The sequence below is a fragment of the Skermanella pratensis genome (assembly GCF_008843145.1).
Taxonomy (GTDB): Bacteria; Pseudomonadota; Alphaproteobacteria; order Azospirillales; family Azospirillaceae; genus Skermanella; species Skermanella pratensis.
The window spans coordinates 4,395,001-4,419,028 of record NZ_CP030265.1 but is presented as its reverse complement, the minus strand read 5'-3'; the positions used below and the strand labels follow the sequence as shown (position 1 = coordinate 4,419,028).

Genomic DNA, 24,028 nt, shown 5'->3' with positions numbered 1-24,028 from the left:
CGCGCCCCTGCCACCTCCGAGGCCATGATGGTTGATGAAAAGCCCGCGAATCCTGAACTGGAAGACCTCATCCGTCACCTGCAGGAGATGCGACAGGTCGATTTCCGCGGGTACAAGCGGACCAGCCTTCAGCGTCGCATCCGGCAGCGGATGGAGGAGGTCGAATGCCCGGATTTCGTGACCTACCGTGCGCTGATCGACAGCGATCCCAAGGAGGTCACGAACCTCCTCAACACGGTGCTGATCAACGTGACGTCCTTCTTTCGCGACGCGGACGCCTGGAAGGTGCTGCGCGAGGAGGTGATCCCGCAGATCATCGAGCACAAGAAGGACAAGGGTCCGATCCGGATCTGGAGCGTGGGCTGCGCCTCCGGGCCGGAGCCCTATTCCGCCGCCATGCTGTTCGCCGAGGCCCTGGGCGTCGAGAATTTCTGCCGGTCCGTAAAGATCTATGCCAATGATCTCGATGAGGATGCACTGAGGATTGCACGGCTCGCCACTTATGACCCACGCGACATCGAGGGCGTGCCGCAGCACCTGCTGGAGAAGTATTTCGAGCGGACCTCCAACCGCTATGTTTTCCATCGCGAACTGCGGAAATGCGTGATTTTCGGACGCCACAACATCGTGCAGGACGCCCCGATTTCCCGTATCGACCTGCTGATCTGCCGCAACCTGCTGATCTATCTGGATACCAGGGCCCAGGCTGCGGTCCTGCCCCGGCTGCATTACGCGCTGAATACCGGCGGGTTCCTGTTTCTCGGCAAGGCCGAAACCCAGCTCGCCCGATCCAAGATGTTCGAATCGGTCAACCTGAAGAGCCGGATTTTCAAGAAGGTCGGCCAGGAGTGGCAGCGCAGCCTGGGCGGCAGCCTGAGCATCGCGACGGAGAACAACCCGGTCCGCAGGGTCAACCAGAATCGATTGCTGGAGGCGATCGTGGAGGGCAGCGCCACGGCCTATGTGGCGATCAGCCCGCAGGGCCATGTCATGCTCGCCAACACCATGGCCCGGCGCCTGCTGGAGATCGGGCCCGGCGATATCGGCAAGCCTTTCCAGGACTTGGCCGTGTCCTACCGTCCGACCGAACTGCGCAGCCGCATCGACGAGGTGCAGACCACGAACCGACCCCTGCGCCTGGACAATCAGAATTATCATCGCCCGCCGGCCGACCCGATCTGGCTGACGATCGACATCCAGCCGATCCATGGTGACGATGGCCAGCTCATGGCCACCCTGCTCGGGTTCAACGACACCACGCGGTCCCATATACTCCAGCGTGAGCTGCAGGTGACCCAGGAAACGCTGGAGACCACCGTCGAGGAGCTTCAGTCGGCCAACGAGGAGCTGGAGACCACCAACGAGGAGCTTCAGTCGACCAACGAGGAGTTGGAGACCACCAACGAGGAGCTGCGCTCGACCAACGAGGAGCTGGAGACCACCAACGAGGAGATGCGCCGCCAGTCCGAGGAGACCTCCGAGTATCGTCTCTATGCCGATGCGATCCTGCGCAGCATGGACAACGGGATCATCGTTCTCGACCAGGACCTGAGGGTGAAGTCGTGGAACCGCTGGAACGAGAATACCTGGGGCCTGCGGAGCGAGGAGGTCATCGGCCAACGCCTGAGCAGCCTGGACATCGGGGTGCCGCTGTTCAAGGTGAACGCCGAGATGCAGCGGGTCATGAGCCAGGAATCGTCGGCGGAGCCGATCGAGTTCAAGGCCATCGACCGGCGCGGCCGCACGCTGGAGTGCCGGGTCCGCGTGCTGCCATTGATGTACAATTCCAAGGATCTTCGTGGAATCGTCCTGCTGATCGACGACATCACCGAACTGAGCCGGGTGCAGGACTTCAACGCCTATCTCGGCCGTCTCGTCGGCGAGTCGCTGAACGAGGTCTATATCCTGTCACCCGATACCCTCCACTTCCAACTGGTCAACAAGGGTGCCGGGCAGAAACTGGGCTATCCGCTGGACCAGCTCAAGCAGATGGCCCTGCCGGAGCTGATGCCCGAGGTATCCGCCCGGAAGCTGCGCGAGCTGCTGGCGCCGCTGATCTCGAAGGAACGGGAGGAGATCGTGTTCGAGACCATTCTCGAGGCGCGGGACCGCGGTCCCTATCCGGTCGAGATCTGCATGCAGTACCTTCACCGGGAGGAGCCGCCCGTCCTGATAGCCATGGTCCATGACACGACGGAGCGCCAGCAGCTCGAACTGGCCGACGGTGGCCGGGAGCAGGGCGGAATGGCGTGACCTAGTCCGCTTCGGGCGCGATTGCGGCGGCGGGCGACTGGTTGGACAGGACGGCCCGCAGCAGGTCGGCATGGCTTTGGGCTTCCCCGGCGGCGGCCGTCCACTTCGCGGCCGCATTGTGGTGGCCATGCGCCATGGCGTTCTCCGCCATGCGCTCGAACAGTCTGACGCGTTCGTGATGGGTGCGGAGCGCCATCCCGAGGGCCTGTTCGAAGGCCTCGCCCTGGGCCTCGGCCAGGGTCGCCGGACTGTACGCGTGGCCGATATGGCAGCGGAACCGCAGCAGGGGGCCGTCCCTGACCTCCATCATCGCCCCGCCGCAGTCGGGACAGGTGATCAGGGCGGGACGGCCCGACATGGAATTGTTACTGGTTTCCTCGGTCATGGAGATCATTTCCTGCTCGGCGATGTGAGCTTCCAATTCGATGTCCGCCGGTATGGGCGGCTGCGGTCCCGCGGGTTCCAGGGTCAGCCGGGTGACGAGATCCGCAAGCCGGTCCAGGGGAAGGCGGTAATCGACCGCGACCTTCTGCATGGCGTGGCGCGGCATGTCCGGCCAAGCGGCATCGTCCGGGTCCTGGACGGCGGCGATGCCTCCGCAACGCTTGACCGCGAGCAGCCCGGCCGTGCCGTCGTCCAGCGTGCCGGTCAGCACCAATCCCACGACACGCGAACCATAAGCCACCGCCGCCGAGCGGAACAGCGGATCGGCCGCCGGTCGCGTCCGGTTCTCCTTCGGCCCCTTCCGGACGAGCATGTGGCCGCGCTTGACCAGGAGATGCCGGTCGGGCGGGGCGACATAGATGTGGCCGGGGCGGATCGCCTCGCCATCCGCCGGATGAAGCACCGGCAGGGATGAGGTGCGACCCAGGATCGCCGGCAGCATGCTCCTGGCGCTGGGACTGACATGCTGGACGATGAAGATGGCGGCCCCGAGATCGTCCGGCAGGCCGGCGCACAGGGTCTGCAGGGCGCTCACGCCGCCGGCCGATGCGGCGATCACGACGATGTCCCGACAATGGGTCTTTCGCATATGATATCGCCTTGGTGCGGGTGCTTCGCGGCACGCCGCGGGCTGAACAAGCCGTTTCCTGCGGGCTGGGGCTGTCAGGCCACTTGCATAATCCCATATTCTTCGCGCCGCGTCGCCATGAATGGCGGCGTCGGCTGTTGTCTCGTACCATGAAGCGTCGTGACATCATCGTCGTGGGAGCCTCCGCCGGCGGCCTCGGAGCGCTCCAGACCTTAATCGGGGGACTGCCGCACGATCTCGCCGCGGCCGTTTTCGTCGTCCTGCATATCGGTGCGCGGCGCAGCGCCGCGTCGACGATCCTGAATTCATCCGGCCCGCTGCCGGTCGCCAAGGCGGTCGATGGCGGGGAGATCCGCAACGGGCATATCCATGTGGCGCCGCCCGACCACCATCTGTTGCTCGAACCGGGCTGCATGCGGCTGACGCGCGGCCCACGGGAGAACCGAACCCGCCCGGCGGCCGATCCGCTGTTCCGAACGGCGGCGGAGGCGTATGGATCGAGGGTCATCGGAATTATCCTGTCCGGAACCTTGGGCGATGGCACCGCCGGTTTCAGCGCGATCAGGCGGTGCGGCGGCGCTACCGTTGTGCAAGACCCGGACGAGGCCGAGTATCCCGGCATGCCAAGGAACGCGCTGCGCTATGTCGGCGCCGACCATTGCCTTCCGGTCGCGGCGATTCCCGATCTTGTCGCCCGGCTGTCGAGCGGTTGCCCGGCCGGAACATTGAAAGGCGCCAAGGATCGTTCCGAAAGACTTCGGGAGCCAGAAAAGGATAATGAGGTGACAGGCAAATATGAAATGAACCAGCCGGTTGCATTGACATGTCCCAGTTGCGGCGGTTCGCTGAAGGAAACCATGGTCGGGCAGTTGCCCTATTATACCTGTCATATCGGTCATCGTTTCGCGATCGCCGACATGGATGCCAGCCAAGTCGAGAAGCTTGAGGAGTCGTTTGAGATCGCATTGCGCACCTTGAACGAGCGTGCCGGGTTGTGCCGGCGCATGGCCGAAATGGCACTGGGCAATGGGCACACCCTTTCCTCCCAACGTTGGGATGATGCGCGGGCGGAAGCCGAAGAAAAGGCGAATGTGCTGAAGCGCTTTCTCGAACATGATTGGATCAGCCAGCCGAGTGCGGAAGATGCTTGATCAAAAGAAACAGGCGAAACATGCAAGAATTAATGTAAAACTTTCTAATTTGCGTTCGGAAATCGCATTGCCGCTGTAATTGCGACTCAATCCGATTGCGATGGCTGAGTACAGTCATTAGATATTAAGCCAGACCGTACTTGGGGTTAAATCATGAAGACACTTCAGCAACAGTCTGAAGAGCTTATGGAACTCCGCCTTCGCCAAGCGACCGCCGATCAGGAAAACGAGCAACTCCAAACCGCGCTCGAAGATTCGGCAAGGCGCATAGATGTGCTTGCCCGCGAGAATTCGGAACTGCAGGCGGAACGGACGGTACTGACCGCCGAGAACGCACATTTGCGCCATCTTCTGGCCCAGAGCCACGCCCGTTTCATGGAGGCCCGGGTATCGGCCGGGCGGAACGCTCCCAGCGTCCGGACGGGGCTGGAAGGCGACATATCGATCCTGCATGAGGAACTGCAGGTTTCGCTGGAGGAGCTTCAGGTCACCACGGAGGAACTTGAAACCGCCAATGCCGCCCTGCGGGAGGCCAACCAGACGCTGGAAAGCCAAGTGGCGGACCGAACCGCCAACCTGAACCTTGCCGTCGCCGAGCGCGATGCCTTGCTTGACCGCAAGGATCTGCTGATCCGCGAAGTGGACCACCGGGTCAAGAACAGCCTGCAGATGGTCATGGGCCTGCTTCGGATCCAGGCGCGGAAGGTCGCCGATGCCGCCACCCGGCAGGCCCTGCAGACCGCCGTGATGCGTATCCAGGCGATCGCCCAGGTCCACAGCATGCTTTATGCCCGGAACGCCGGTGGAACCGTCGCCTTCCGTGAGTACCTGGGGGAGATCTGCGCCTTCCTCGGCGAGACGCTGGGCGTGGACGGCCGCCGGCGGAAGCTGACGGTCGATGCCGATGCCGTCGAAGTTTCGACCGACCTCGCGATCCCGCTGGCCCTGGTTACCGCCGAACTGGTCACCAACGCCTTCCGCCACGCCTTCGGCGATGGCCCCGGCAGGGTCCGGGTATGCTTCCGCCGCGCCGAGGGGAACGGTCTGGAACTCATGGTCGCCGACGACGGCCGCGGTCTACCCCAGGAATTCGACTGGTCCCGAGGCGATGGCCTGGGATTGCAGGTGGTCAAGGCGATGGCCGAGCAGGTCGGCGCCCGGCTCGACATCGCCCGGCAGGACGGCACCCGCTTCATCCTGAAGATGCCGGACAATTGAGATGGGTTGGGCGCGAACGACACGACAGAAAGTCTTGCGGCGGCGCCTAGGATCTGATTATCGTTGCGCCGTATCCAACTTCGAGAGAGGTGGGATGCCGACTCGTGAAGAGATGGTGGCAAGTGGGCAGCGAATTACGACGCTGTTTTAGAATCACGCGAATCCTGCCGGCGAACGCCCGGCGAATGCCAAGCTCCTCGAACATCTCGAGGAATTGAAGGGCATGCAGTCGCTGCAGAGCCGTAAACTTAAGCGGAGGGTTGCCCTTGGATGGTTCCTGGCGAAGCACCGGCATGTAGCAAGGCCTCGGATTTTCCGAGGCCTTTGCTTTATCGGGGCTGCTTTATCGGGTTCAGGGCTTCAGACCGCGGCGCCTGCCCACAGCATGTAGTTGGTGTCCAGGTCGCGCCGGCTGAGCGAGAACTCGTCGCGCAGCGGATTATAGACCACGCCGGTGATGTCGCGCACCGTCACCCCGTGGGGACGCAACCCGGCCGCCAGTTCCGAGGGCTTCAGGAACTTGCGCCAGTCGTGGGTGCCGCGGGGCAGCCAGCGGAGCACGTATTCGGCTCCGACGATCGCCAGCGCGAAAGACTTCGGCGTGCGATTGATGGTCGCAAGGAACAGCATGCTCCCCGGATCACCGCCCGGTTTCATCAGGGTGCAGAGAGAGCGCAGGAACAGAGGCACGTCGGCCACGTGTTCGACCACCTCCAGCGCCAGCACCACGTCGAACCGTTCGCCGGACAGGGCCAGATCCTCCGCCGTGGTGTGGCGGTAATCGACGGTCACGCCGGACTCCGCCGCGTGCTGCGCCGCGACGTTCACGTTCCGCTCGGCCGCGTCGATGCCGACGACTTCGGCTCCCAGCCGGGCCAGCGGTTCGGCCAGCAGGCCGCCGCCGCAGCCGATGTCGACGAAACGCAGTCCAGCGAGGGGCTGCGGGGCGGTGGGGTCGCGGCCGAACCGGGCGCACACCGCGTCGCGGATATAGCCGATTCGGACGGGATTGTACTTGTGCAGCGGCTTGAACTTGCCGCGCGGGTCCCACCACTGCGCCGCGATGGCGCTGAAACGGGCGATCTCCCCGGCATCGACCGTGCCTGACCGGGCGGCTGCTGAAACGCGGGAAGTTGCTGAGGCGGTGCTTGTGGCAGACATGGGTATGTTCCTGGGTGCCGGTTGCTGCCGGATGCGACTGGAAGTCAGTCGGGGCAAGCTTGCTTCGCTTCCCCCGAGATAGTATGGATACCCCGCCTTGCTGCGGCAATGGAACCGCCTGTTCGCCGGTGCCCGATCAAGCCGGTCCCTGATCGATCCGGGCTGATCGGTCCGGATGCGTGATCATCAGATCCGTTTTGAACTGGGGCAGGGCCGCCGGGCAGCGGGCAGACTGGTCAGGTGGTGGGGCTTCAAGGCAATGGCGCGGATCGTTTTGAAATTCGGCGGCACATCGGTCGGCGACATCGACCGCATCAAGAATGTGGCGCGCAAGGTTAAGGCGGAAGTCGACGCCGGCCATCAGGTCGCGGTCGTCGTTTCGGCCATGTCGGGCGTCACCAACAAGCTGGTGGAATACTGCGCCGGCATCAGCCCGCTGCACGACGCGCGGGAATACGACGCCGTCGTCGCCTCGGGCGAGCAGGTGACCAGCGGGCTGACCGCCCTGGCGCTCCAGGAACTGGGCATCGCCGCGCGCTCTTGGCAGGGCTGGCAGATCCCGATCCGGACCGACGACGTGCATGCCAAGGCGCGCATCTGCTCGATCGAGACGGAAGAGCTGGAGCGCCGGCTGTCCTCCGGCGAGGTCGCCGTGGTCGCGGGCTTCCAGGGCATGTCGCCGAACGGCCGGATCGCGACGCTTGGCCGCGGCGGCTCCGACACCTCGGCGGTGGCGCTGGCCGCCGCCCTGAAGGCCGACCGCTGCGACATCTACACCGACGTGGACGGCGTCTACACGACCGATCCCCGCATCGTGTCCAAGGCGCGCAAGCTGTCCAAGATCACCTACGAGGAAATGCTGGAGATGGCGTCCCTGGGCGCCAAGGTGCTCCAGACCCGCTCGGTCGAGATGGCCATGAAGCACGGCGTGCGGGTGCAGGTGCTTTCCAGCTTCGAAAAGGCAGCCGGCAGCGAGCTGCCCGGTACTCTGGTTGTGGACGAGGACGAAATCGTGGAACAGGAACTGGTCAGCGGCATCGCCTACAGCCGTGACGAAGCGAAGATCACCCTGATCGGCGTGGCCGACCGGCCCGGCGTCGCCGCCGGCCTGTTCGGCCCGCTGGCCGACTCGTCGGTCAACGTCGACATGATCGTGCAGAACGTGTCGGAGGACGGTGCCAGCACCGACATCACCTTCACGGTGTCGAAGGCCGACCTGGAGCGGGCGCGCAACGTGCTGGAAGCCGCCAAGGGCGAGCTTCAGTACCGCCGCCTGCTGGCCGACAGCAACGTCGTCAAGGTGTCGGTGATCGGCGTCGGCATGCGCAGCCATGCCGGCGTCGCCCAGCGGATGTTCAAGTCGCTGGCGGAGAAGGGGATCAACATCCAGGTCATCTCGACGTCGGAGATCAAGGTCAGCGTGCTGATCGCGGAGGAGTACACCGAGTTGGCGCTCCGCGCTCTCCACACCGCCTATGGGCTGGACGCCGCCTGATCCGCGCCCGGCCTTGGCCCCGACCTGGTCCCGCCGACCCGAGCTGCCAACCTGTGCCGCCGACCGTGAGAGGGTGAGCCCGATGAAGGCCCTGCCATGACCCAAGCTCCCGCCCCGATGCCGGCCGAAGACACGACGCGCGCTGCCCGCGCCCGACTCGACCGCTTGTGGAGCCGGGGGCGGGCGTTCCTGGGTACCGACCTCGCGGTGATGGGGGGAGCCATGACGTGGGTCTCCGAACGGCGCTTGGTGGCCGCCATCTCCAACGGCGGCGCCTTCGGCGTGATCGCGTCGGGCTCCATGGTGCCGGATCAGCTCGACGCCGAGATCCTGGGCACCAGGGAGCTGACCGACCGGCCGTTCGGCGTCAACCTGATCACCCTGCACCCGCGCCTGGAAGAGCTGATCGACGTCTGCGCCGACCATCGGGTCGGGCATGTGGTGCTGGCCGGCGGGCTGCCGTCCTCGGCCTCGATCCGGCGGATCAAGGAGCGGGGCGCCAAAGTGGTGTGCTTCGCTCCCGCCGCCTCGATCGCCCGCAAGCTGGTCAAGAGCGGCACCGACGCGATCATGATCGAGGGGATGGAGGCGGGCGGCCATATCGGGCCGGTATCCACCTCGGTGCTGGCGCAGGAGGTCCTGCCGGTGGTCAGCGACGTGCCGGTTTTCGTTGCCGGCGGCATCGGCCGGGGCGAGGCCATCCTGTCCTACCTGGAGATGGGGGCGGCCGGGGTCCAGCTCGGCACGCGGTTCGTCTGCGCCACGGAATCGATCGCCCATCCGCGCTACAAGCAGGCCTTCATCAATGCCGCGGCTCGCGACGCCGTGCCGTCCGTGCAGATCGACCCCCGCTTTCCGGTGACTCCCGTCCGCGCCCTGACCAATGAGGGGACCCGCCGTTTCCAGACCTTCCAGGCGGAGGTGATCGGGCGGTTCAACCGGGGCGAAGTGAGCCAGAAGGAAGCCCAGCTCGAGATCGAGCATTTCTGGGCCGGCGCCCTGAGGCGCGCCGTGATCGAGGGCGACGTGGAGAACGGCTCCCTGATGGCGGGCCAGAGCGTCGGCATGGTCACCCGCGAGCAACCGGCCGCCGGGATCCTGCAGGAATTGATCGAGCAAGCCGTCCGCGCGCTGGAGGCGCGCTCCGGTGCCTTCGGGAAACCGGAGAGGCGCGACGCGATCATTCCCGGGGCGGCGGAATAGATGACTGAGGCTCCGGGGCAGGGTACCCCGGCGCGGGACGCACCGGGTCCGGACCATTCCATGGGCGGTGCCATGGGCGGTGGAACCCGGGACGCCAGGACACAGGACTACGGAACTTACGGGACGGAACAGGGAGCGACCATGCCCGGTATAACGTCTCGGCGCCTGCTGGCGCGGCTGCGCGACGTGATGGCCGGCTCCGGCTCGGCGCAGCACAGGCTGGACAAGATCGTCACGCTGATCGGGGCGGAGATGGGGGCGGACGTCTGCTCCTGCTACGTCATGCGCGCCGGCGACATCCTGGAGCTGTTCGCCACCGTCGGCCTGAACCAGTCGGCCGTCCACAAGACCCGGCTGCGGGTCGGGGAGGGGCTGGTCGGCGACATCGCGGCCCATGCCCGGCCGGTGGCGCTGGCCAACGCGCCGTCCCACCCCAACTTCGCCTATCGCCCGGAGACGGGAGAGGAGGCGTTCCTGTCGCTGATGGGCGTGCCGATCCTGCGCGGCGGACGGGTGCGCGGCGTGCTGGTGATCCAGCACAAGGACAAGCGCGTCTATTTCGAGGAGGAGGTCGAGACCCTCCAGACCATCGCCATGGTGGTGGCCGAGCTGACCGCCGGCGGCGAACTGGTCAGCCAGCAGGAGATCTCCGCGGTCGCCGACGCGGCACTGCTGCCGACCCGACTCGACGGCGTCAGCCTCAACCGCGGGCTCGCCATGGGGCTGGCGGTGCTGCACCGGCCGCAGCTGACCATCCGCCAGATGGTCGCCGAGGATCCGGACGTGGAGACCGAGCGGTTCCGCAAGGCGCTGGAGGGGATGCACACCGCACTGGACGACTTGCTGCGCGTCTCCAGCGTCGAAGGCGGTGAGCACCACGACATCCTGGAGACCTACCGGATGTTCGCCGAGGACCGCGGATGGCTGTCGCGCATCCGCGAGGCGATCCGGAACGGCCTGACCGCGGAGGCGGCGGTCCAGCGCGTGCAGAACGACACCCGCGCGCGCATGAGCCAGATGCACGATCCCTACTTCCGGGAGCGGCTGCTCGACCTGGACGACCTGACCAACCGGCTGCTCCAGCACCTGGCGGGCAAGGAATCGCTGGCCTCGGCCAACCTGCCGGACGATGTCATCCTGGTCGCCCGCTCCATGGGACCGGCCGAACTTCTCGACTACGACCGGCGCCGGCTCAGGGCCCTGGTGCTGGAGGAAGGGTCGGCGTCGAGTCACGTGGCGATCGTCGCCCGGGCGCTCGACATCCCGGTGGTCGGCCAATGCACCGACGTGCTGACCCGGATCGAACCGCTCGACCAGCTGATCGTCGACGGAGATAACGCCCAGGTGCTGGTCCGTCCGGCCGAGGACATCCAGGACGCCTTCCACAACAGCATGACGGTGCGCGCCCAGCGCAAGCGTCTCTATGCCGAGACGATCCACCAGCCGGCTGTGTCGCTGGACGGCGTCGAGGTCTCGATCAACCTGAACTGCGGGCTGCTGATCGACCTGCAGCATCTCGACGATACCGGAGCCGACGGGGTCGGGCTCTACCGGACCGAGATCCCCTTCATGATCCGGTCGGAATATCCCGGAGTGGAAGCCCAGACCGAGCTGTACGGGCGGGTGCTGGAACTGACCGGCGACCGGCCGATCGTGTTCCGCACGCTCGACGTCGGCGGCGACAAGAGCCTGCCCTACTTCGTCGACCAGGAGCAGGAGAACCCGGCGCTGGGCTGGCGCGCCATCCGCATCGGGCTGGACCGTCCCGCCATGCTGCGCCAGCAGCTTCGGGCGTTGCTGCGCGCCTCGGGCGGGCGGGACGTGCGGGTCATGTTCCCGATGATCAGCGAATGCGCCGAGTTCGAGGACGCCCGCGCCGTGCTGGACCTGGAGATGGACCGGCTGGTCAAGCGCGGCGGCGTTCCGCCGGCCCGCGTTATGGTCGGGGCGATGCTGGAGGTGCCCGCCCTGATCTGGCACCTGCCGGCGCTGCTGCCGCAGCTGGACTTCATCTCCGTCGGGTCGAACGACCTGATGCAGTACATGTTCGCGGCCGACCGCGGCAATCCGCGGATCAACACCCGGTACGACCCGCTGTCGCCGCCGATGCTGACCATGTTCCGCCATCTCGTCGGCCTGTGCGAAGGCGCCGGCGTTCCGATCAGCGTGTGCGGCGAAATGGCCGGCCGGCCGCTCGACGCCATGGCCCTGCTCGGCGTCGGCTTCCGCAGCCTGTCCATGTCGCCGCCGGCGGTCGGTCCGGTCAAGACCATGCTGCGCAGCCTGAACGTGTCGCAAATACGCGAGTATATAGAAACCCTCTATCCGGTGCGCGATCACAGCCTGCGGGAAAAGCTGCGTTCATTTGCGATAGATCATGGGATCATGATCTAATTCATTGCATTCCGCTCGGAAAGTTTGTTACAACTTCGGCGACAGTAGCGTGGCGGTTTGCGTGACTTCGCCTGCCGCCTGTTCATAGACTCAGTGCGGGAAGACGGCTGACGGTATGGGCGACACCAGACCTAGGAAACTCCACATCGTCGAGGAAGGCCGGAGCGGGCAGGGGCCCGCACCCCGCATGAATCCGGGTTCCAACGAACCCGGAGTGGGCGACGTGCTGCGCAGCCGCCGGCTGGCGCTCGGCTACGACCTTCAGGAAGTCGCGGTGGCGCTGCGCATCCGGTTCGCGTATCTGGAGGCGATCGAGGAGGGGCGGTTCAGCGACCTGCCCGGCGCCACCTATGTGTCCGGTTTCCTGCGGACCTATGCGGAGCATCTCGGGCTCGATCCCCAGATGGTGCTGCGCCGCTTCAAGGAGGAGTCCTCGGGCGCGCTGAGCGCCAAGCCGGAGCTCTACCTGCCCAAGCCGGTCCCGGAAGGCCGTATCCCCGGCGGAGCACTTCTGCTGGTCGCAGTGCTGCTGGCGGGCGCCGCCTATGGCGGCTGGTACTATGTCAATTCCACCGGACGCGACCTGGTCGACCTGGTCCCCGAACTGCCGGACCGCATCGCCACCGCGCTGAATATCGCGCCGGCCGCACCCCCTCCCGGGCTGGTCGTTCCGGTCACGCCGTCGGAGCCCGGTCCGGCCGCACCCGAGACCCGGATGGCCGAGGCGCCGCCTGCGGCCGTCGCCGTTCCGCCTCCCGCTGCCCCGGCGATCCAGCCGCCGCCCTCCGCCGCGACGCCACAAGCCCGGCTGCCCGCGGCGGCGATGCCGGCTCCCGCCCCGTCGTCGGCGCCCTCCTCCACCGCGACCACCGCCGCCGAGGCCGACGAGGCCGACGAGGAGGAGAGCCCGATCGTCGAGTCGACGCCGATCACGGCGCCGAACAACGATCCGCGCACCGCCCAGGCGTCGCAGCAGGGCGCTCCGCCCGCCGCTCCTCCGCCCGCCATCCCCGCTCCCCCGATGGCGCCCGGCCAAGTGGCCGCCCTGCCGATGCCGCCGGCGCCTCCGGCCGCTCCGGAAGCGGGGCAGGGGGATACCAGGATCTATGGCGCGATCAACGGACAGTCCCGGATCCAGATCCGGGCGACCCAGGACAGCTGGATCCAGGTGCGGGACGGGACCGGCGACCTGCTGATGACCCGCGTCCTCCGCCCCGGCGACGTCTATCGCGTGCCCGACCAGCCGGGCCTGCGGATGGTCACCGGCAACGCCGGCGGCCTGATGGTCTCGATCGATGGCGGCCAGGGCAGCGCCCTGGGCGGCCAGGGGCAGGTGATGCGCGACGTCCAGCTCGATCCCCAACGGTTCGCCGCCGGAGCGCGCTGACCGGAGGGGCTTGCCCCGCACGTGCACTTGACCGGGGGCTTGGGCGTCCGCACTTTAGCGTCAAGCGCTCCTGCGCCCACTCAGGCGTCAGCGCCGGGAACCGCCCCTATACGCCGCCCATACACATTGTCGAAAGCCAGTCCATGACCGTCCGACCCTACCGCCACATCGAGCGCCGCAAGAGCCGCCTGATCCATGTCGGCAAGGTTCCCGTGGGCGGGATGCGCCGATCTCGGTGCAGACGATGACCAACACGCTGACCACCGACGTCAAGGGCACGGTCGAGCAGATCCAGCGGATCGAGCAGGCCGGCGCCGACATCGTCCGCGTCTCGTGTCCCGACCGGGAATCGGCCCTGGCCCTGAAGCAGATCACGCGGGAGATCACGATCCCGGTCGTCGCGGACATCCATTTCCACTACAAGCGCGCGATCGAGGCGGCGGAGAACGGTGCCGCCTGCCTGCGCATCAATCCCGGCAACATCGGCTCGGCCGACCGCGTGCGCGACGTGGTCAAGGCGGCCAAGGACCATGGCTGCTCGATTCGCATCGGCGTCAACGCCGGTTCGCTGGAGAAGGACCTGCTGGAGAAGTATGGCGAGCCCTGCCCGGAGGCGATGGTCGAAAGCGCCCTGGACCACGCCCGCATCCTGGAGGACCACGACTTTCTCGACTTCAAGATCAGCGTCAAGGCGTCCGACGTGTTCCTGGCGGTGGCGGCCTACCAGGGGCTGGCCGAAGCCTGCGACTATCCCCTGCATATCGGCATCACCGAGGCCGGCGGACTGCGGGCGGGCACGGTCAAGTCGTCGATCGGCCTGGGCATGCTGCTGTGGTCCGGCATCGGCGACACCATCCGCGTTTCCCTGTCGGCGGACCCGGTCGAGGAGGTGCAGGTCGCCTACGAGATGCTGAAGTCGCTGAACCTGCGGCGGCGCGGCGTCACCGTGATTTCCTGCCCCAGCTGCGCCCGCCAGCAATTCAACGTGATCAGGACCGTCGAGGTGCTGGAGCAGCGCCTGGCCCATATCACCACGCCGATGACCGTTTCGGTGATCGGCTGCGTGGTCAACGGGCCCGGCGAGGCGCGCGAGACCGACATCGGATTCACCGGCGGCGGCAGCAACACGCACCAGGTCTATATCGCCGGCCAGCCTGACCACCGCCTGAAGGACGAGGACATCGTCGGTCATCTGGTCGGCTTGGTTGAGAAGAAGGCGGCGCAGATCGAGGCCGAGAAGGCCGAGGCCGCCCGGGCCGAAGCCGCCGCGGCGGAGGCGGCCGAGTGACGGCGGGCCGGCGCCGCCCAGATCTCCCCTGACGCTCCCGCCATGCCCGCATCCGGGGGCCACGCGTCATCCGAATTGGTGCTGGTCGGCGCCAACCACCGCTCCAGCTCCGGGGCAGTGCGCGACCTGATCTGCACCGAGGAGACCGAAGTTCCCGGCGTGCTGGCCCGCCTCCGGGCGGCCGGCCTGACCGAGATGCTGTGGCTGTCCACCTGCGACCGGGTAGAGGTGCTGGCCGCGTCTTGCGATCCGGCCGGAGCCGCTTCCGTCGCGGCGTCGGCGCTGGCCGAACGCGCGGGCATGACCGCCCAGGCTCTTGCGCCGGAGCTTTATACCCTGACCGGCGGCGACGCCGTCCGCCACCTGTTCGCCGTCGCCTGCTCGCTGGACAGCCAGGTCGTCGGAGAGCCGCATGTGCTGGGGCAGGTCAAGGCGGCCCACCGGGCCTCGATCACAGCCCATGCCACCGGACCGGAGCTGGAAGCGGTGCTCCAGGCGGCTTATGCGGCGGCCAAGCGTGTCCGCACCGAGACCGCCATCGCGGAACGTCCCGTGTCGATCGCCGCCGCCGCGGTCCAGACCGCGCGCGACATCCACGGCGACCTGGACCGATCTGCCGCCCTGCTGATCGGGCTGGGGGACATGGGCGAGCTGATGGTGGATGCGCTCCGAGAGGCGGGATTGCCCCGGCTGACCGTCGCGGCCCGGGTCGATCGCCGTGCTGAAGCGGCGGCCCGGCGGCTCGGCTGTCACCATGTGCCGATCGACGATCTCGACACGGCACTGGTTTCCGCCGATATCGTGGTGACGGCGGCCGGGCTCGGGCGCTATATCCTATCTGCCGACCGGATGGAGGCGGTGCTGAAGAAGCGCCGCCGCCGCCCGGTCTTCGTGATCGACACGGCGATCCCCGGGGACGTCGATCCGGCCGTCGGCGGTCTGGAAGGCGTTTTCGTCTATGACCTGGCCGACCTGGAGCGGGTAGCCCTGGAAGGCCGCGCCACCCGCGAGGCCGCGGCTGCGGCAGCCTGGGCGATCGTCGACCAGGCGGTCGCCGCTTTCGCCCGGGGCCGGGCGGAACGGGCGGCGGTTCCGGCGGTGGCGGCCTTGCGCGGTCATTTCGAGGCCGTAAGGAGCCGTTTGCTGGCGGATCATGCCGGTGCCGATCCGGCCGAGGCGACCCGCCTGCTGGTCAACCGGCTGCTACACGACCCGTCGCAAGTGCTGCGGGCCATGGCGGCGTCGCACGACATGGAGCAGGTGGAAGCCGAACGGCTGCTGCGCCGGCTGTTCCGCCTGGACAGGGGGGGGAACGGCCCGGCCATGACGGAATTTTCGACTGCGGACCCCGTTCCGGGGTCCAGTGAGGGTGAGGTACGGTGAGTTTCGAGGATATGTTCAACCGCGTCGCCGCGCGCCACGACGAGTTGCGCGACGCCCTGGCCGGCGGTCAGGTTGATTCCCAGGCCTTCGCCCGGATGTCGAAGGAATACGCCGAGCTGACCCCGATCGCGGAAGCGATCGCCGACCTGCGCAAGGCCAGGGCCGAGCGCCAGGATTTGGCCGCCATGCTGGCCGATCCCGAGATGAGGGATCTCGCCGAGGCGGAGATCCAGGCGCTCGATCGCCGGCTGCCGGAACTGGAGCGCGGCATCCAGGTGCTGCTGCTGCCCAAGGACGAGGCGGACGCCAAGAACGCCATCCTGGAAGTCCGCGCAGGCACCGGCGGCGAGGAGGCGGCTCTCTTCGCCGCCGAGCTGTTCCAGATGTACCAGCGCTACGCGGCGCTGCGCGGCTGGCGGTTCGAGACCATGGACGTGTCGGAGACCGGCATCGGCGGCTACAAGGAGGCGACCGCCTCGATCACCGGGCGCAGCGTGTTCGCCCGCCTGAAATACGAGAGCGGGGTGCACCGGGTCCAGCGGGTCCCCGCGACCGAGGCCGGCGGCCGGATACATACCTCGGCCGCCACCGTGGCGGTCCTGCCGGAGGCGGAGGAGGTGGACATCCAGATCGACGAGAAGGACCTGCGCATCGACGTGTTCCGCTCCAGCGGGCCGGGCGGCCAGTCGGTCAACACCACCGACAGCGCCGTGCGCATCACCCACCTTCCGACCGGCATCGTTGTTTCCCAGCAGGACGAGAAGTCGCAGCACAAGAACAAGGCCAAGGCCATGCGGGTGCTCCGCTCCCGCCTCTACGACGCCCAGCGCAGCGCCTTGGACGCCGAGCGCGCCGCCAACCGCAAGAGCCAGGTCGGCAGCGGCGACCGGTCGGAACGCATCCGGACCTATAACTTCCCCCAGGGCCGCGTGACCGACCACCGGATCAACCTGACGCTCTACAAGATCGACAAGGTGATGAATGGCGAGGCCCTGGACGAGGTGATCGACCCCCTGATCGCGGCGGACGAGGCGGAGCGCCTCGCCGAGCTGCAATGACCGGTCCGGCCGCGCCGGGGCTGTCCGGGACGCCGATGCTCCGCGAGGTGATGCGCCACGCCGAGGGCCTGCTCCGCGAGGCCGGCATCGACACGCCGGACCTGGACGCCCGCCTGCTGACGGGCGCCGCGCTGGGCATGACGCGCGAGCACATGCTGATCCACGCCACCGCGCGACTGAACCAGCCCCAGGTCGGGCGCGTCCTCGGCTTCGTCGCCCGGCGGGTGGCGCGCGAGCCGGTCTCCCGCATCCTTGGCCGGCGCGAGTTCTGGAGCCTGGATTTTACACTCTCCCCCGCTACCCTCGATCCGAGGCCCGATTCCGAGACGTTGGTCGAGGCGGCCCTGGCCGGCGTCGCGGACCGGCAGGCTCCCCTGTCGGTGCTGGACCTCGGCACCGGCACCGGTTGCCTGCTGCTGGCCGTCCTCAGCGAGCTGCCCAAGGCCACGGGGCTCGGCATCGACCGTTCGGGAGAGGCGGTGGAGACGGCCGCGGCCAATGCCCGGCGGCTCGGGCTGGGCCAGCGCGCGCGATTCGCTGCGGGGAACTGGGCATCGGGGATCGAGGATCGTTTCGACCTCGTGATATCCAACCCGCCCTACATTCCCGATGGCGATATCGAAGCGCTGGCGCCGGAGGTCACCCGGTTCGACCCGCCGGCGGCGCTGGCCGGCGGCCCCGATGGGCTCGACGCCTACCGCATCATCGCAGCGCAACTCCCCGGGGTGCTGAAGCCCGGCGGCCGAGTCATCTTCGAAGTCGGATTCGGCCAGTCGGCCGACGTTTCGGCACTGCTTGAGGCGGCCGGATTCGGGCGGATCGGCTTCCGCAATGACCTCGGAGGCGTGGAGCGCGTGGTTTTTGGCCATTTGGACGCGTGATTCCGCGCTTGCACACAAGAAAGGGGTTGGATCGCAGCCGTTTCCCGGCTAGGGTCTTTTACTACGAAGGACCGCAGCATGTTCGGCGCGGCCTGCGTGATAAGAACCCCCGATATTCCACCGCGCAGCATTGCTCCGCGGGTGCTTGGTAGCCCGTGTGATCGCCGCCAAGCTGGGTCGGGGCGCGCAAATCTCAAAGTGGGGCTCGTAATAGCCGAATGAGACAAGGACCAAACACCAGGCGTTCTCGCGGCCGGGGCAGCAACAATGGTGGCCGTCGCCAGAACAATGTTCCTTTGCGCCATCAGACTTTCGACAGCAACGGTCCCGATGTCCGCATCCGTGGCAATGCCTTCCAGGTATATGAAAAGTATCTGGCGCTAGCGCGGGATGCCCAAACTGCCGGCGACCGTATCGCGGCGGAGAGTTATTTTCAGCATGCCGAGCATTATTTCCGTATCATCGGCCTGATCAACGAACAGAGTGGCGAGAACCAGCGCGGCCGCGAGGGCCGTAACGGCAATGGCGCACCGAACGGGCATGGCGATGCCAATGGCAACGGCCAGGACCAGTTCGGCGATGATCAGGACGACGATGAAGACGCCGATGCGGAAGACGAACGCGCTCAAATGAACGCGTAACGCCGGATTGCTTCCATGAACCGGGACCCGCGCGGTCTCAGTCGATCAGGCGGACCGGATCGCCGGACGCGATCCGTCCTCCTTTAACGACCCGCGCATAGACCCCGCAATTGCGATGCGAGTATCCCCGCTGGAGCTGAAGCGGAATGTTGATGTCCCGGGTCGCCGTGGCGGGATTGACCTCGGTCGCGGCGCAGCGGCCGATCTGCTCGGTCACCTCCAGCACCACGCCGCCGATCGCGATGGAACGGCCAACCCATTTGGCCTCCGCCCAGGGTTCCAGCCCGTCTAGCAGCAGGTTCGCCCGGAACCGGATGGGATCGACGGGCGCGTGGACGACCCGTTCGATGTCTTGGACGCTGGCCAAGTTCAGGATCGAGACGTACTTTTCCGGCGTATCGCTGAACATCACGCCGGGCGCTTCGACCAGGCTTGGCGTTCCTGGCGCGTCCCCCTTCATGTAGGCCGCGAAGAACTGGTTGATCAACAGCCGTCCCATGGTGCTGGTGATCTGTCCGCGGGCCACCTGCCTGCCGTTTCGCCGGACCGTCAGGATGCCCGTCGCGGAGTCGTAATCGGTCTCCAGCGCCGCCAGCCGCTCGTTCTTGGCCAGCATCAGGAAGTCCTTTTTGGGGCGCCATTCCGGCGCCGTCGGGTCGAAGCTCGACGCGCCATGGCTGATGGCGAACCGGCGGTCGTCCGGAAGCCCTTCCCCGGGCGTGAGGGTGACCTCATCGAGACCCTGGGCGCTCAGTCCCTTGACCGGATAACGGTACATCTTCGCAACTGCGGTATTCATGCCTGATGTTATGCAGATGGGGCAGGGGTGCGTCAATCCCGCGATGGGATGCCTGCCTCATCGGAGGCAGGCGGGGCCGGATGCGGAAATCGTCAAAGCATCGTGATAATGAGAACGATTTGCATTTGCAGGAAGCTCGGAATCCGCTATAACCAGTTCCAGCCGGTCATACACTCTCTCTCCTGTTCCGTGATCCGAAACCTCGCAGACTGATCCGGCCGCCCCCGCCATATCTTGGCGGGGGCATTTTTCGTCCGGTCACCAGAGATCGGACGGCGCGGCGTTTCCGGTCAGTTCCGCGAGCCGCCGGCGCGTCGCCGGCGTCGTGTCGTCGGGCAGGGCATCCAATGCGAAGAAGCGGCATTCCACGATCTCCAGCCCGTCGACTTCCGGGTTTCCCCGCCACTCGTCGACCACGAAGACGCTGACATGGTCGCTGGATCGGTGGCGGAACCGGGCATAGAGGCCCAGCATAGGCGCTGTGCCGACCACCTCGACGCCGACCTCCTCCCGCACCTCCCGGGCCATCGCCTGCTGGACGGTCTCGTTCCGGTCGACGCCTCCGCCGGGAAGGTGCCAGCCATCGACATAGCTGTGGCGGATCATCAGGACCGCGCCGTCCGCGTCCCTGATGATGGCGCGTACACCCATGGTCAGCGGCCTCGCCATGGTCAGCCAGCCCACGCGCGCCAGATGGGCGGTGCGGAGCAGACCCGACTTGGCCAACAGCTTCTTCACGCGGCTGATCTCCTGGGTAAACGGGGTGATGCAATGTTGGGTGACGTTCCGGCAACATAGGCATCGGATCGCGAAATGCCCACTCCCGCCTGCTTGTGCGCCGAATAACCCCTCGCCATATAGGGTTCAGCATCCTCCTGGATCGCACATCAGTGGGTCGGAATTCGGTCGTGCTGCCTCGCGGGCGACCGGTAGACAAGGAGCGTATTCATGGACTTCGAGAAATACACCGAACGGTCCCGCGGTTTCGTACAGGCTGCCCAGGGTCTGGCGCTGCGGCGCGGACACCAGCGGCTGACGACCGAACACCTGCTTTGCACCTTGCTGGAAGACAAGGAAGGCTTGGCGGCCAACCTGATCCGCTCGGCCGGCGGCGACCCGGCGCGGGCGCTTTCCGCGGTGGAGGCCGAGCTGAACAAGCAGCCCAAGGTCGAGGGCAGCGGTGCCGGACAGATCTACCTGGCGCCCGAGCTGGCACGTCTCTTCCAGACCGCGGAGGAGCTGGCGACCAAGGCCGGCGACAGCTTCGTCACCGCCGAGCGCCTGCTGCTCTCCCTTACCATGGCCGAGGGCAGCCCCTCGTCCCGTATCCTGAAGGATGCCGGCGTCACCGCCCAGTCGCTCAACCAGGCGATCAACTCGATCCGCAAGGGCCGCACCGCCGACAGCGCGTCGGCCGAACAGGGCTACGACGCGCTCAAGAAATACGCCCGCGACCTGACGGAGGCGGCGCGCGAGGGGAAACTCGACCCGGTCATTGGCCGTGACGAGGAGATCCGCCGCACCATCCAGGTACTGGCCCGGCGCACCAAGAACAACCCTGTCCTGATCGGCGAGCCCGGCGTCGGCAAGACCGCCATCGTCGAAGGCCTGGCCCAGCGCATCATCAAGGGCGACGTGCCCGAAGGCCTGCGCGACAAGCGCCTGATGGCGCTCGACCTGGGCGCCATGGTGGCGGGCGCCAAGTACCGCGGCGAGTTCGAGGAGCGGCTGAAGGCCGTCCTGCAGGAGATCACCGCGGCGGCCGGCGAGATCATCGTGTTCATCGACGAGATGCACACCCTGGTCGGGGCCGGCAAGGCCGATGGCGCGATGGACGCCTCCAACATGCTGAAGCCGGCTCTGGCGCGCGGCGAGCTGCACTGCGTGGGCGCCACGACGCTGGACGAGTACCGCAAGCATGTGGAGAAGGACCCCGCGCTGGCGCGGCGGTTCCAGCCGGTCTTCGTCTCGGAACCGACGGTCGAGGACACCATCTCGATCCTGCGCGGACTGAAGGAGAAGTACGAACTGCACCACGGCGTGCGGATCACCGACAGCGCGATCGTTTCGGCGGCTACCCTGTCGCACCGCTACATCACCGACCGGTTCCTGCCGGACAAGGCGATCGACCTGATCGACGAGGCCGCGTCGCGGCTCCGCATGGAGGTCGATTCGAAGCCGGAAGAGATCGACGAGCTTGACCGCCGGATCATTCAGCTCAAGATCGAGCGCGAGGCCTTGAAGCGGGAGAGCGACCAGGCGTCGCGCGACCGGCTGGAGAAGCTGGGCTCCGAACTGGACGAGCTGGAACGGAAATCGGCCGACATGACCTCGCGCTGGATGGCCGAGAAGGAGCAGCTGACCGGTGCCCAGAAGCTGAAGGAGCAGTTGGACCACGCCCGCGTCGAGCTGGAGCAGGCCCAGCGTAATGCGGACTGGGCCAAGGCCGGCCAGCTCGCCTACGGCACCATTCCGGAACTGGAACGGAAGCTGAAGGCCGCCGAGGAAGTCGCCGGCAACCGCATGCTGAACGAGGAGGTGCGCGAGAGCGACATCGCCGGCATCGTCAGCCGCTGGACCGGCATTCCGGTGGACAAGATGCTGACGGGCGAGCGCGAGAAGCTGCTGGCGATGGAAAGCCGCTTGGGAACCCGCGTGATCGGCCAGGACGAGGCGATCGTCGCGGTCTCCAACGCGGTCCGGCGCGCCCGCGCCGGTCTTCAGGACCCGAACCGGCCGATCGGCTCTTTCCTGTTCCTCGGTCCGACCGGCGTCGGCAAGACCGAGCTGACCAAGGCGCTGGCCGAGTTCCTGTTCGACGACGAGACCGCCATGATCCGGCTCGACATGTCGGAATACATGGAGAAGCACGCGGTCGCCCGCATGATCGGCGCGCCTCCGGGCTATGTCGGTTATGAGGAGGGCGGGGCCCTGACGGAGGCGGTCCGGCGCCGGCCCTATCAGGTCATCCTGTTCGACGAGGTCGAGAAGGCGCACCCCGATGTCTTCAACGTGCTGCTCCAGGTTCTGGACGACGGGCGCCTGACCGATGGGCAGGGGCGTACGGTGGACTTCCGCAACACGCTGATCGTCATGACGTCGAACCTCGGTTCGGAGATCCTGGCGAATCAGCCGGAGGGGCAGGACAGCTCGGCCGTGCGCGACGAGGTGATGGAAATCGTCCGGGCGTCGTTCCGGCCGGAGTTCCTGAACCGGCTCGATGAGATCCTGCTGTTCCATCGGCTGAGCCGCAGCCACATGGGCGGCGTCGTCACGATCCAGCTCGGCCGCCTGCGGCGCATGCTGGCCGACCGCGACATCGAGCTGGCGATCGACGACAAGGCGCTCGCCTGGCTGGCCGATGCGGGCTACGACCCGGTCTACGGTGCCCGGCCGCTGAAGCGGGTGATCCAGCGGGCGCTCCAGAACCCGCTCGCCACGATGCTGCTGGAAGGCCGCATCGCCGACGGGCAGACGGTCGAGGTCAGCGCCGGCGAGCACGGATTGACGATCGACGGCGTTCCGGCCGACACCCAGGCGACGGCGGGGGCCGTCTCCCCGGGTGCGGCAACCGGCCGCTCCGGTTGGAGCAACCGGCCGACCGTCCACTGACCTGCCTTCCGGCAAGCCTCCTCCCGTTCCCACGGGAGGAGGCTTTTTCATGATCGGAGGAGCGGGATCACCAACGATGCCGCGTTCGCCCACATGACAGGCCGAGGCCTTTCAGGCCCGGTGCGATGACGGAAGTTCTGGCCGAAGCAGGTCATGGCTTCGGGGACATCGCAATCCCGTCAGCAGCTGCGCTCACCTCGGCAGGACTGCGGATGGTCGTCGCCGATCATCCCGGCCGTCTGGGCGACCTGCGCGGCGCTCTGCAGGTTCGCCGCGAACTGCTGATCCGACTCTTCCACATGTCGCTTGAAGGCGGCAAGCTCGGTGCCCTGCAACGCGATGCCGGTCGGCAGATCGACGCTCATGGGGTTTACCTGCCTGCCGCCGCGCAGGACCTCGTAGTGGAGGTGGGGGCCGGTTGAGCGGCCGGTGGAGCCGACATAACCGATGATGTCGCCCTGCTTCACCCGTCCTCCCCGGCGCATGTCCGGTCCGAACTTCGAAAGATGCGCGTAGGCGGTCGCCATCTGTTGGTTATGCTTGATGCGGATGTAGTTGCCGTAGGAACCCTTGCCGCCGATCTCCTCCACGACGCCGTCGCCGGCCGCGTAGATCGGGGTTCCGCTCGGAGCCGCGAAGTCCATGCCCGCGTGCATCTTGCTGAAGCCCAGGACTGGATGCTTGCGCATGCCGAACTTGGAGGAGACGCGGGCACCGTCGATCGGTGTGCGCAGCAGCGCCTTGCGGATGCTTTCACCTTGGCGGTTGAAGTAGTCGACGACACCGTCGCGCGTCTTGTAACGGAAGAGCTCCATCCGCCTGCCGTCGAGCGTCAGGGCGGCGTAAAGGATATCGCCGTCGCGGGCGGCGGCTCCGCTGTCTGTGAAGTAACGCTCATACATCACCTGGAACTCGTCGCCGGGCTGGATATCGCGTTGGAAGTCGACGTCGTAGGAGTAGGCCCGGATCATCGCCGCCATGACCGGGATCGGCACGCCGACGCTGGCGCCCGCTTCGAACAGGCTGGAGTCGATCACCGCCGCCGCAGCGGCCTTGCGACGCTGCAGTTCC

Annotated in this window: 17 protein-coding genes and 1 pseudogene (1 of these 18 cut by a window edge); 13 read left to right on the top strand and 5 right to left on the bottom strand. The window is 66.8% G+C overall.

Annotated features, from left to right (window positions below; translation table 11 throughout):
* Positions 1–24 precede the first annotated feature (24 nt).
* Entirely contained in the window at positions 25–2,253 is a 2,229-nt protein-coding gene (locus tag DPR14_RS20320) for a CheR family methyltransferase (protein ID WP_211103835.1), read from the top strand.
* 1 nt (position 2,254) lies between these two features.
* Here DPR14_RS20320 and DPR14_RS20315 read toward each other — a convergent pair whose 3' ends face one another.
* Entirely contained in the window at positions 2,255–3,286 is a 1,032-nt protein-coding gene (locus tag DPR14_RS20315) for a chemotaxis protein CheB (RefSeq protein ID WP_158046765.1), read from the bottom strand.
* A 14-nt stretch (positions 3,287–3,300) separates the two neighbouring features.
* Here DPR14_RS20315 and DPR14_RS20310 point away from each other — a divergent pair, with 14 nt between their 5' ends.
* Both DPR14_RS20310 and DPR14_RS20305 read left to right on the top strand, forming a co-directional pair.
* Positions 3,301–4,437 carry a chemotaxis protein CheB gene (locus DPR14_RS20310; RefSeq protein WP_246149384.1) on the top strand — a complete coding sequence of 379 codons (1,137 nt, stop codon included), beginning with the start codon at positions 3,301–3,303 and terminating at the stop codon, positions 4,435–4,437.
* A 186-nt stretch (positions 4,438–4,623) separates the two neighbouring features.
* Positions 4,624–5,655, top strand: coding sequence for a sensor histidine kinase (locus tag DPR14_RS20305; protein ID WP_192499052.1), 1,032 nt, complete (start codon positions 4,624–4,626; stop codon positions 5,653–5,655).
* A gap of 360 nt (positions 5,656–6,015) precedes the next feature.
* Here DPR14_RS20305 and ubiG read toward each other — a convergent pair whose 3' ends face one another.
* Positions 6,016–6,816 carry a bifunctional 2-polyprenyl-6-hydroxyphenol methylase/3-demethylubiquinol 3-O-methyltransferase UbiG gene (gene ubiG / locus DPR14_RS20300; protein WP_158046763.1) on the bottom strand — a complete coding sequence of 267 codons (801 nt, stop codon included), beginning with the start codon at positions 6,814–6,816 and terminating at the stop codon, positions 6,016–6,018.
* Positions 6,817–7,075: 259 nt separating this feature from the next.
* Here ubiG and DPR14_RS20295 point away from each other — a divergent pair, with 259 nt between their 5' ends.
* From DPR14_RS20295 to DPR14_RS20255, 9 genes and pseudogenes are all read left to right on the top strand, one after another.
* On the top strand, positions 7,076–8,311 hold the full coding sequence (locus tag DPR14_RS20295; RefSeq protein ID WP_158046762.1) for an aspartate kinase: 1,236 nt from the start codon (positions 7,076–7,078) through the stop codon (positions 8,309–8,311).
* Between the two features lie 96 nt (positions 8,312–8,407).
* Positions 8,408–9,514, top strand: a complete 1,107-nt coding sequence (locus tag DPR14_RS20290) for an NAD(P)H-dependent flavin oxidoreductase (protein ID WP_246148390.1) — start codon at positions 8,408–8,410, stop codon at positions 9,512–9,514.
* A 141-nt stretch (positions 9,515–9,655) separates the two neighbouring features.
* The gene (gene ptsP / locus DPR14_RS20285; protein WP_246149382.1) at positions 9,656–11,908 is read left to right on the top strand and encodes a phosphoenolpyruvate--protein phosphotransferase; all 2,253 of its coding nucleotides are present in this window, start codon (positions 9,656–9,658) and stop codon (positions 11,906–11,908) included.
* A 187-nt stretch (positions 11,909–12,095) separates the two neighbouring features.
* On the top strand, positions 12,096–13,295 hold the full coding sequence (locus DPR14_RS20280) for a helix-turn-helix domain-containing protein (protein WP_192499051.1): 1,200 nt from the start codon (positions 12,096–12,098) through the stop codon (positions 13,293–13,295).
* 143 nt (positions 13,296–13,438) lie between these two features.
* Positions 13,439–14,583 (top strand): annotated as a pseudogene (gene ispG, locus DPR14_RS20275) (flavodoxin-dependent (E)-4-hydroxy-3-methylbut-2-enyl-diphosphate synthase).
* Positions 14,584–14,625: 42 nt separating this feature from the next.
* Entirely contained in the window at positions 14,626–15,966 is a 1,341-nt protein-coding gene (gene hemA, locus DPR14_RS20270; protein WP_158046760.1) for a glutamyl-tRNA reductase, read from the top strand.
* Positions 15,963–17,024, top strand: a complete 1,062-nt coding sequence (gene prfA, locus DPR14_RS20265; protein ID WP_158046759.1) for a peptide chain release factor 1 — start codon at positions 15,963–15,965, stop codon at positions 17,022–17,024. Before hemA ends, prfA begins: the two co-directional genes overlap by 4 nt.
* A complete protein-coding gene (gene prmC / locus DPR14_RS20260) occupies positions 17,021–17,905 on the top strand; it encodes a peptide chain release factor N(5)-glutamine methyltransferase (RefSeq protein ID WP_246148387.1) in 885 nt (294 codons plus the stop codon). Before prfA ends, prmC begins: the two co-directional genes overlap by 4 nt.
* 296 nt (positions 17,906–18,201) lie before the next feature.
* Entirely contained in the window at positions 18,202–18,546 is a 345-nt protein-coding gene (locus tag DPR14_RS20255) for a DUF4167 domain-containing protein (protein ID WP_246148384.1), read from the top strand.
* A 37-nt stretch (positions 18,547–18,583) separates the two neighbouring features.
* Here the strand turns inward: DPR14_RS20255 and DPR14_RS20250 are convergent, their stop codons facing one another.
* Both DPR14_RS20250 and DPR14_RS20245 read right to left on the bottom strand, forming a co-directional pair.
* A complete protein-coding gene (locus tag DPR14_RS20250; protein WP_158046757.1) occupies positions 18,584–19,345 on the bottom strand; it encodes an MOSC domain-containing protein in 762 nt (253 codons plus the stop codon).
* Between the two features lie 258 nt (positions 19,346–19,603).
* Positions 19,604–20,083, bottom strand: coding sequence for an NUDIX domain-containing protein (locus DPR14_RS20245; protein WP_246148382.1), 480 nt, complete (start codon positions 20,081–20,083; stop codon positions 19,604–19,606).
* 210 nt (positions 20,084–20,293) lie between these two features.
* On the opposite strand from DPR14_RS20245, the gene clpB reads away from it, so the two are divergent.
* Complete coding sequence (gene clpB / locus DPR14_RS20240; RefSeq protein WP_158046756.1) at positions 20,294–22,957, top strand: ATP-dependent chaperone ClpB; 2,664 nt, start codon at positions 20,294–20,296, stop codon at positions 22,955–22,957.
* A gap of 179 nt (positions 22,958–23,136) precedes the next feature.
* Here clpB and DPR14_RS20235 read toward each other — a convergent pair whose 3' ends face one another.
* Positions 23,137–24,028, bottom strand: the 3' portion of a protein-coding gene (locus DPR14_RS20235; protein ID WP_246148380.1) for a M23 family metallopeptidase. Its footprint extends 614 nt past the window's final position; only the last 892 of its 1,506 coding nucleotides appear in the window; its start codon lies off the right edge, out of view; it ends in the stop codon at positions 23,137–23,139.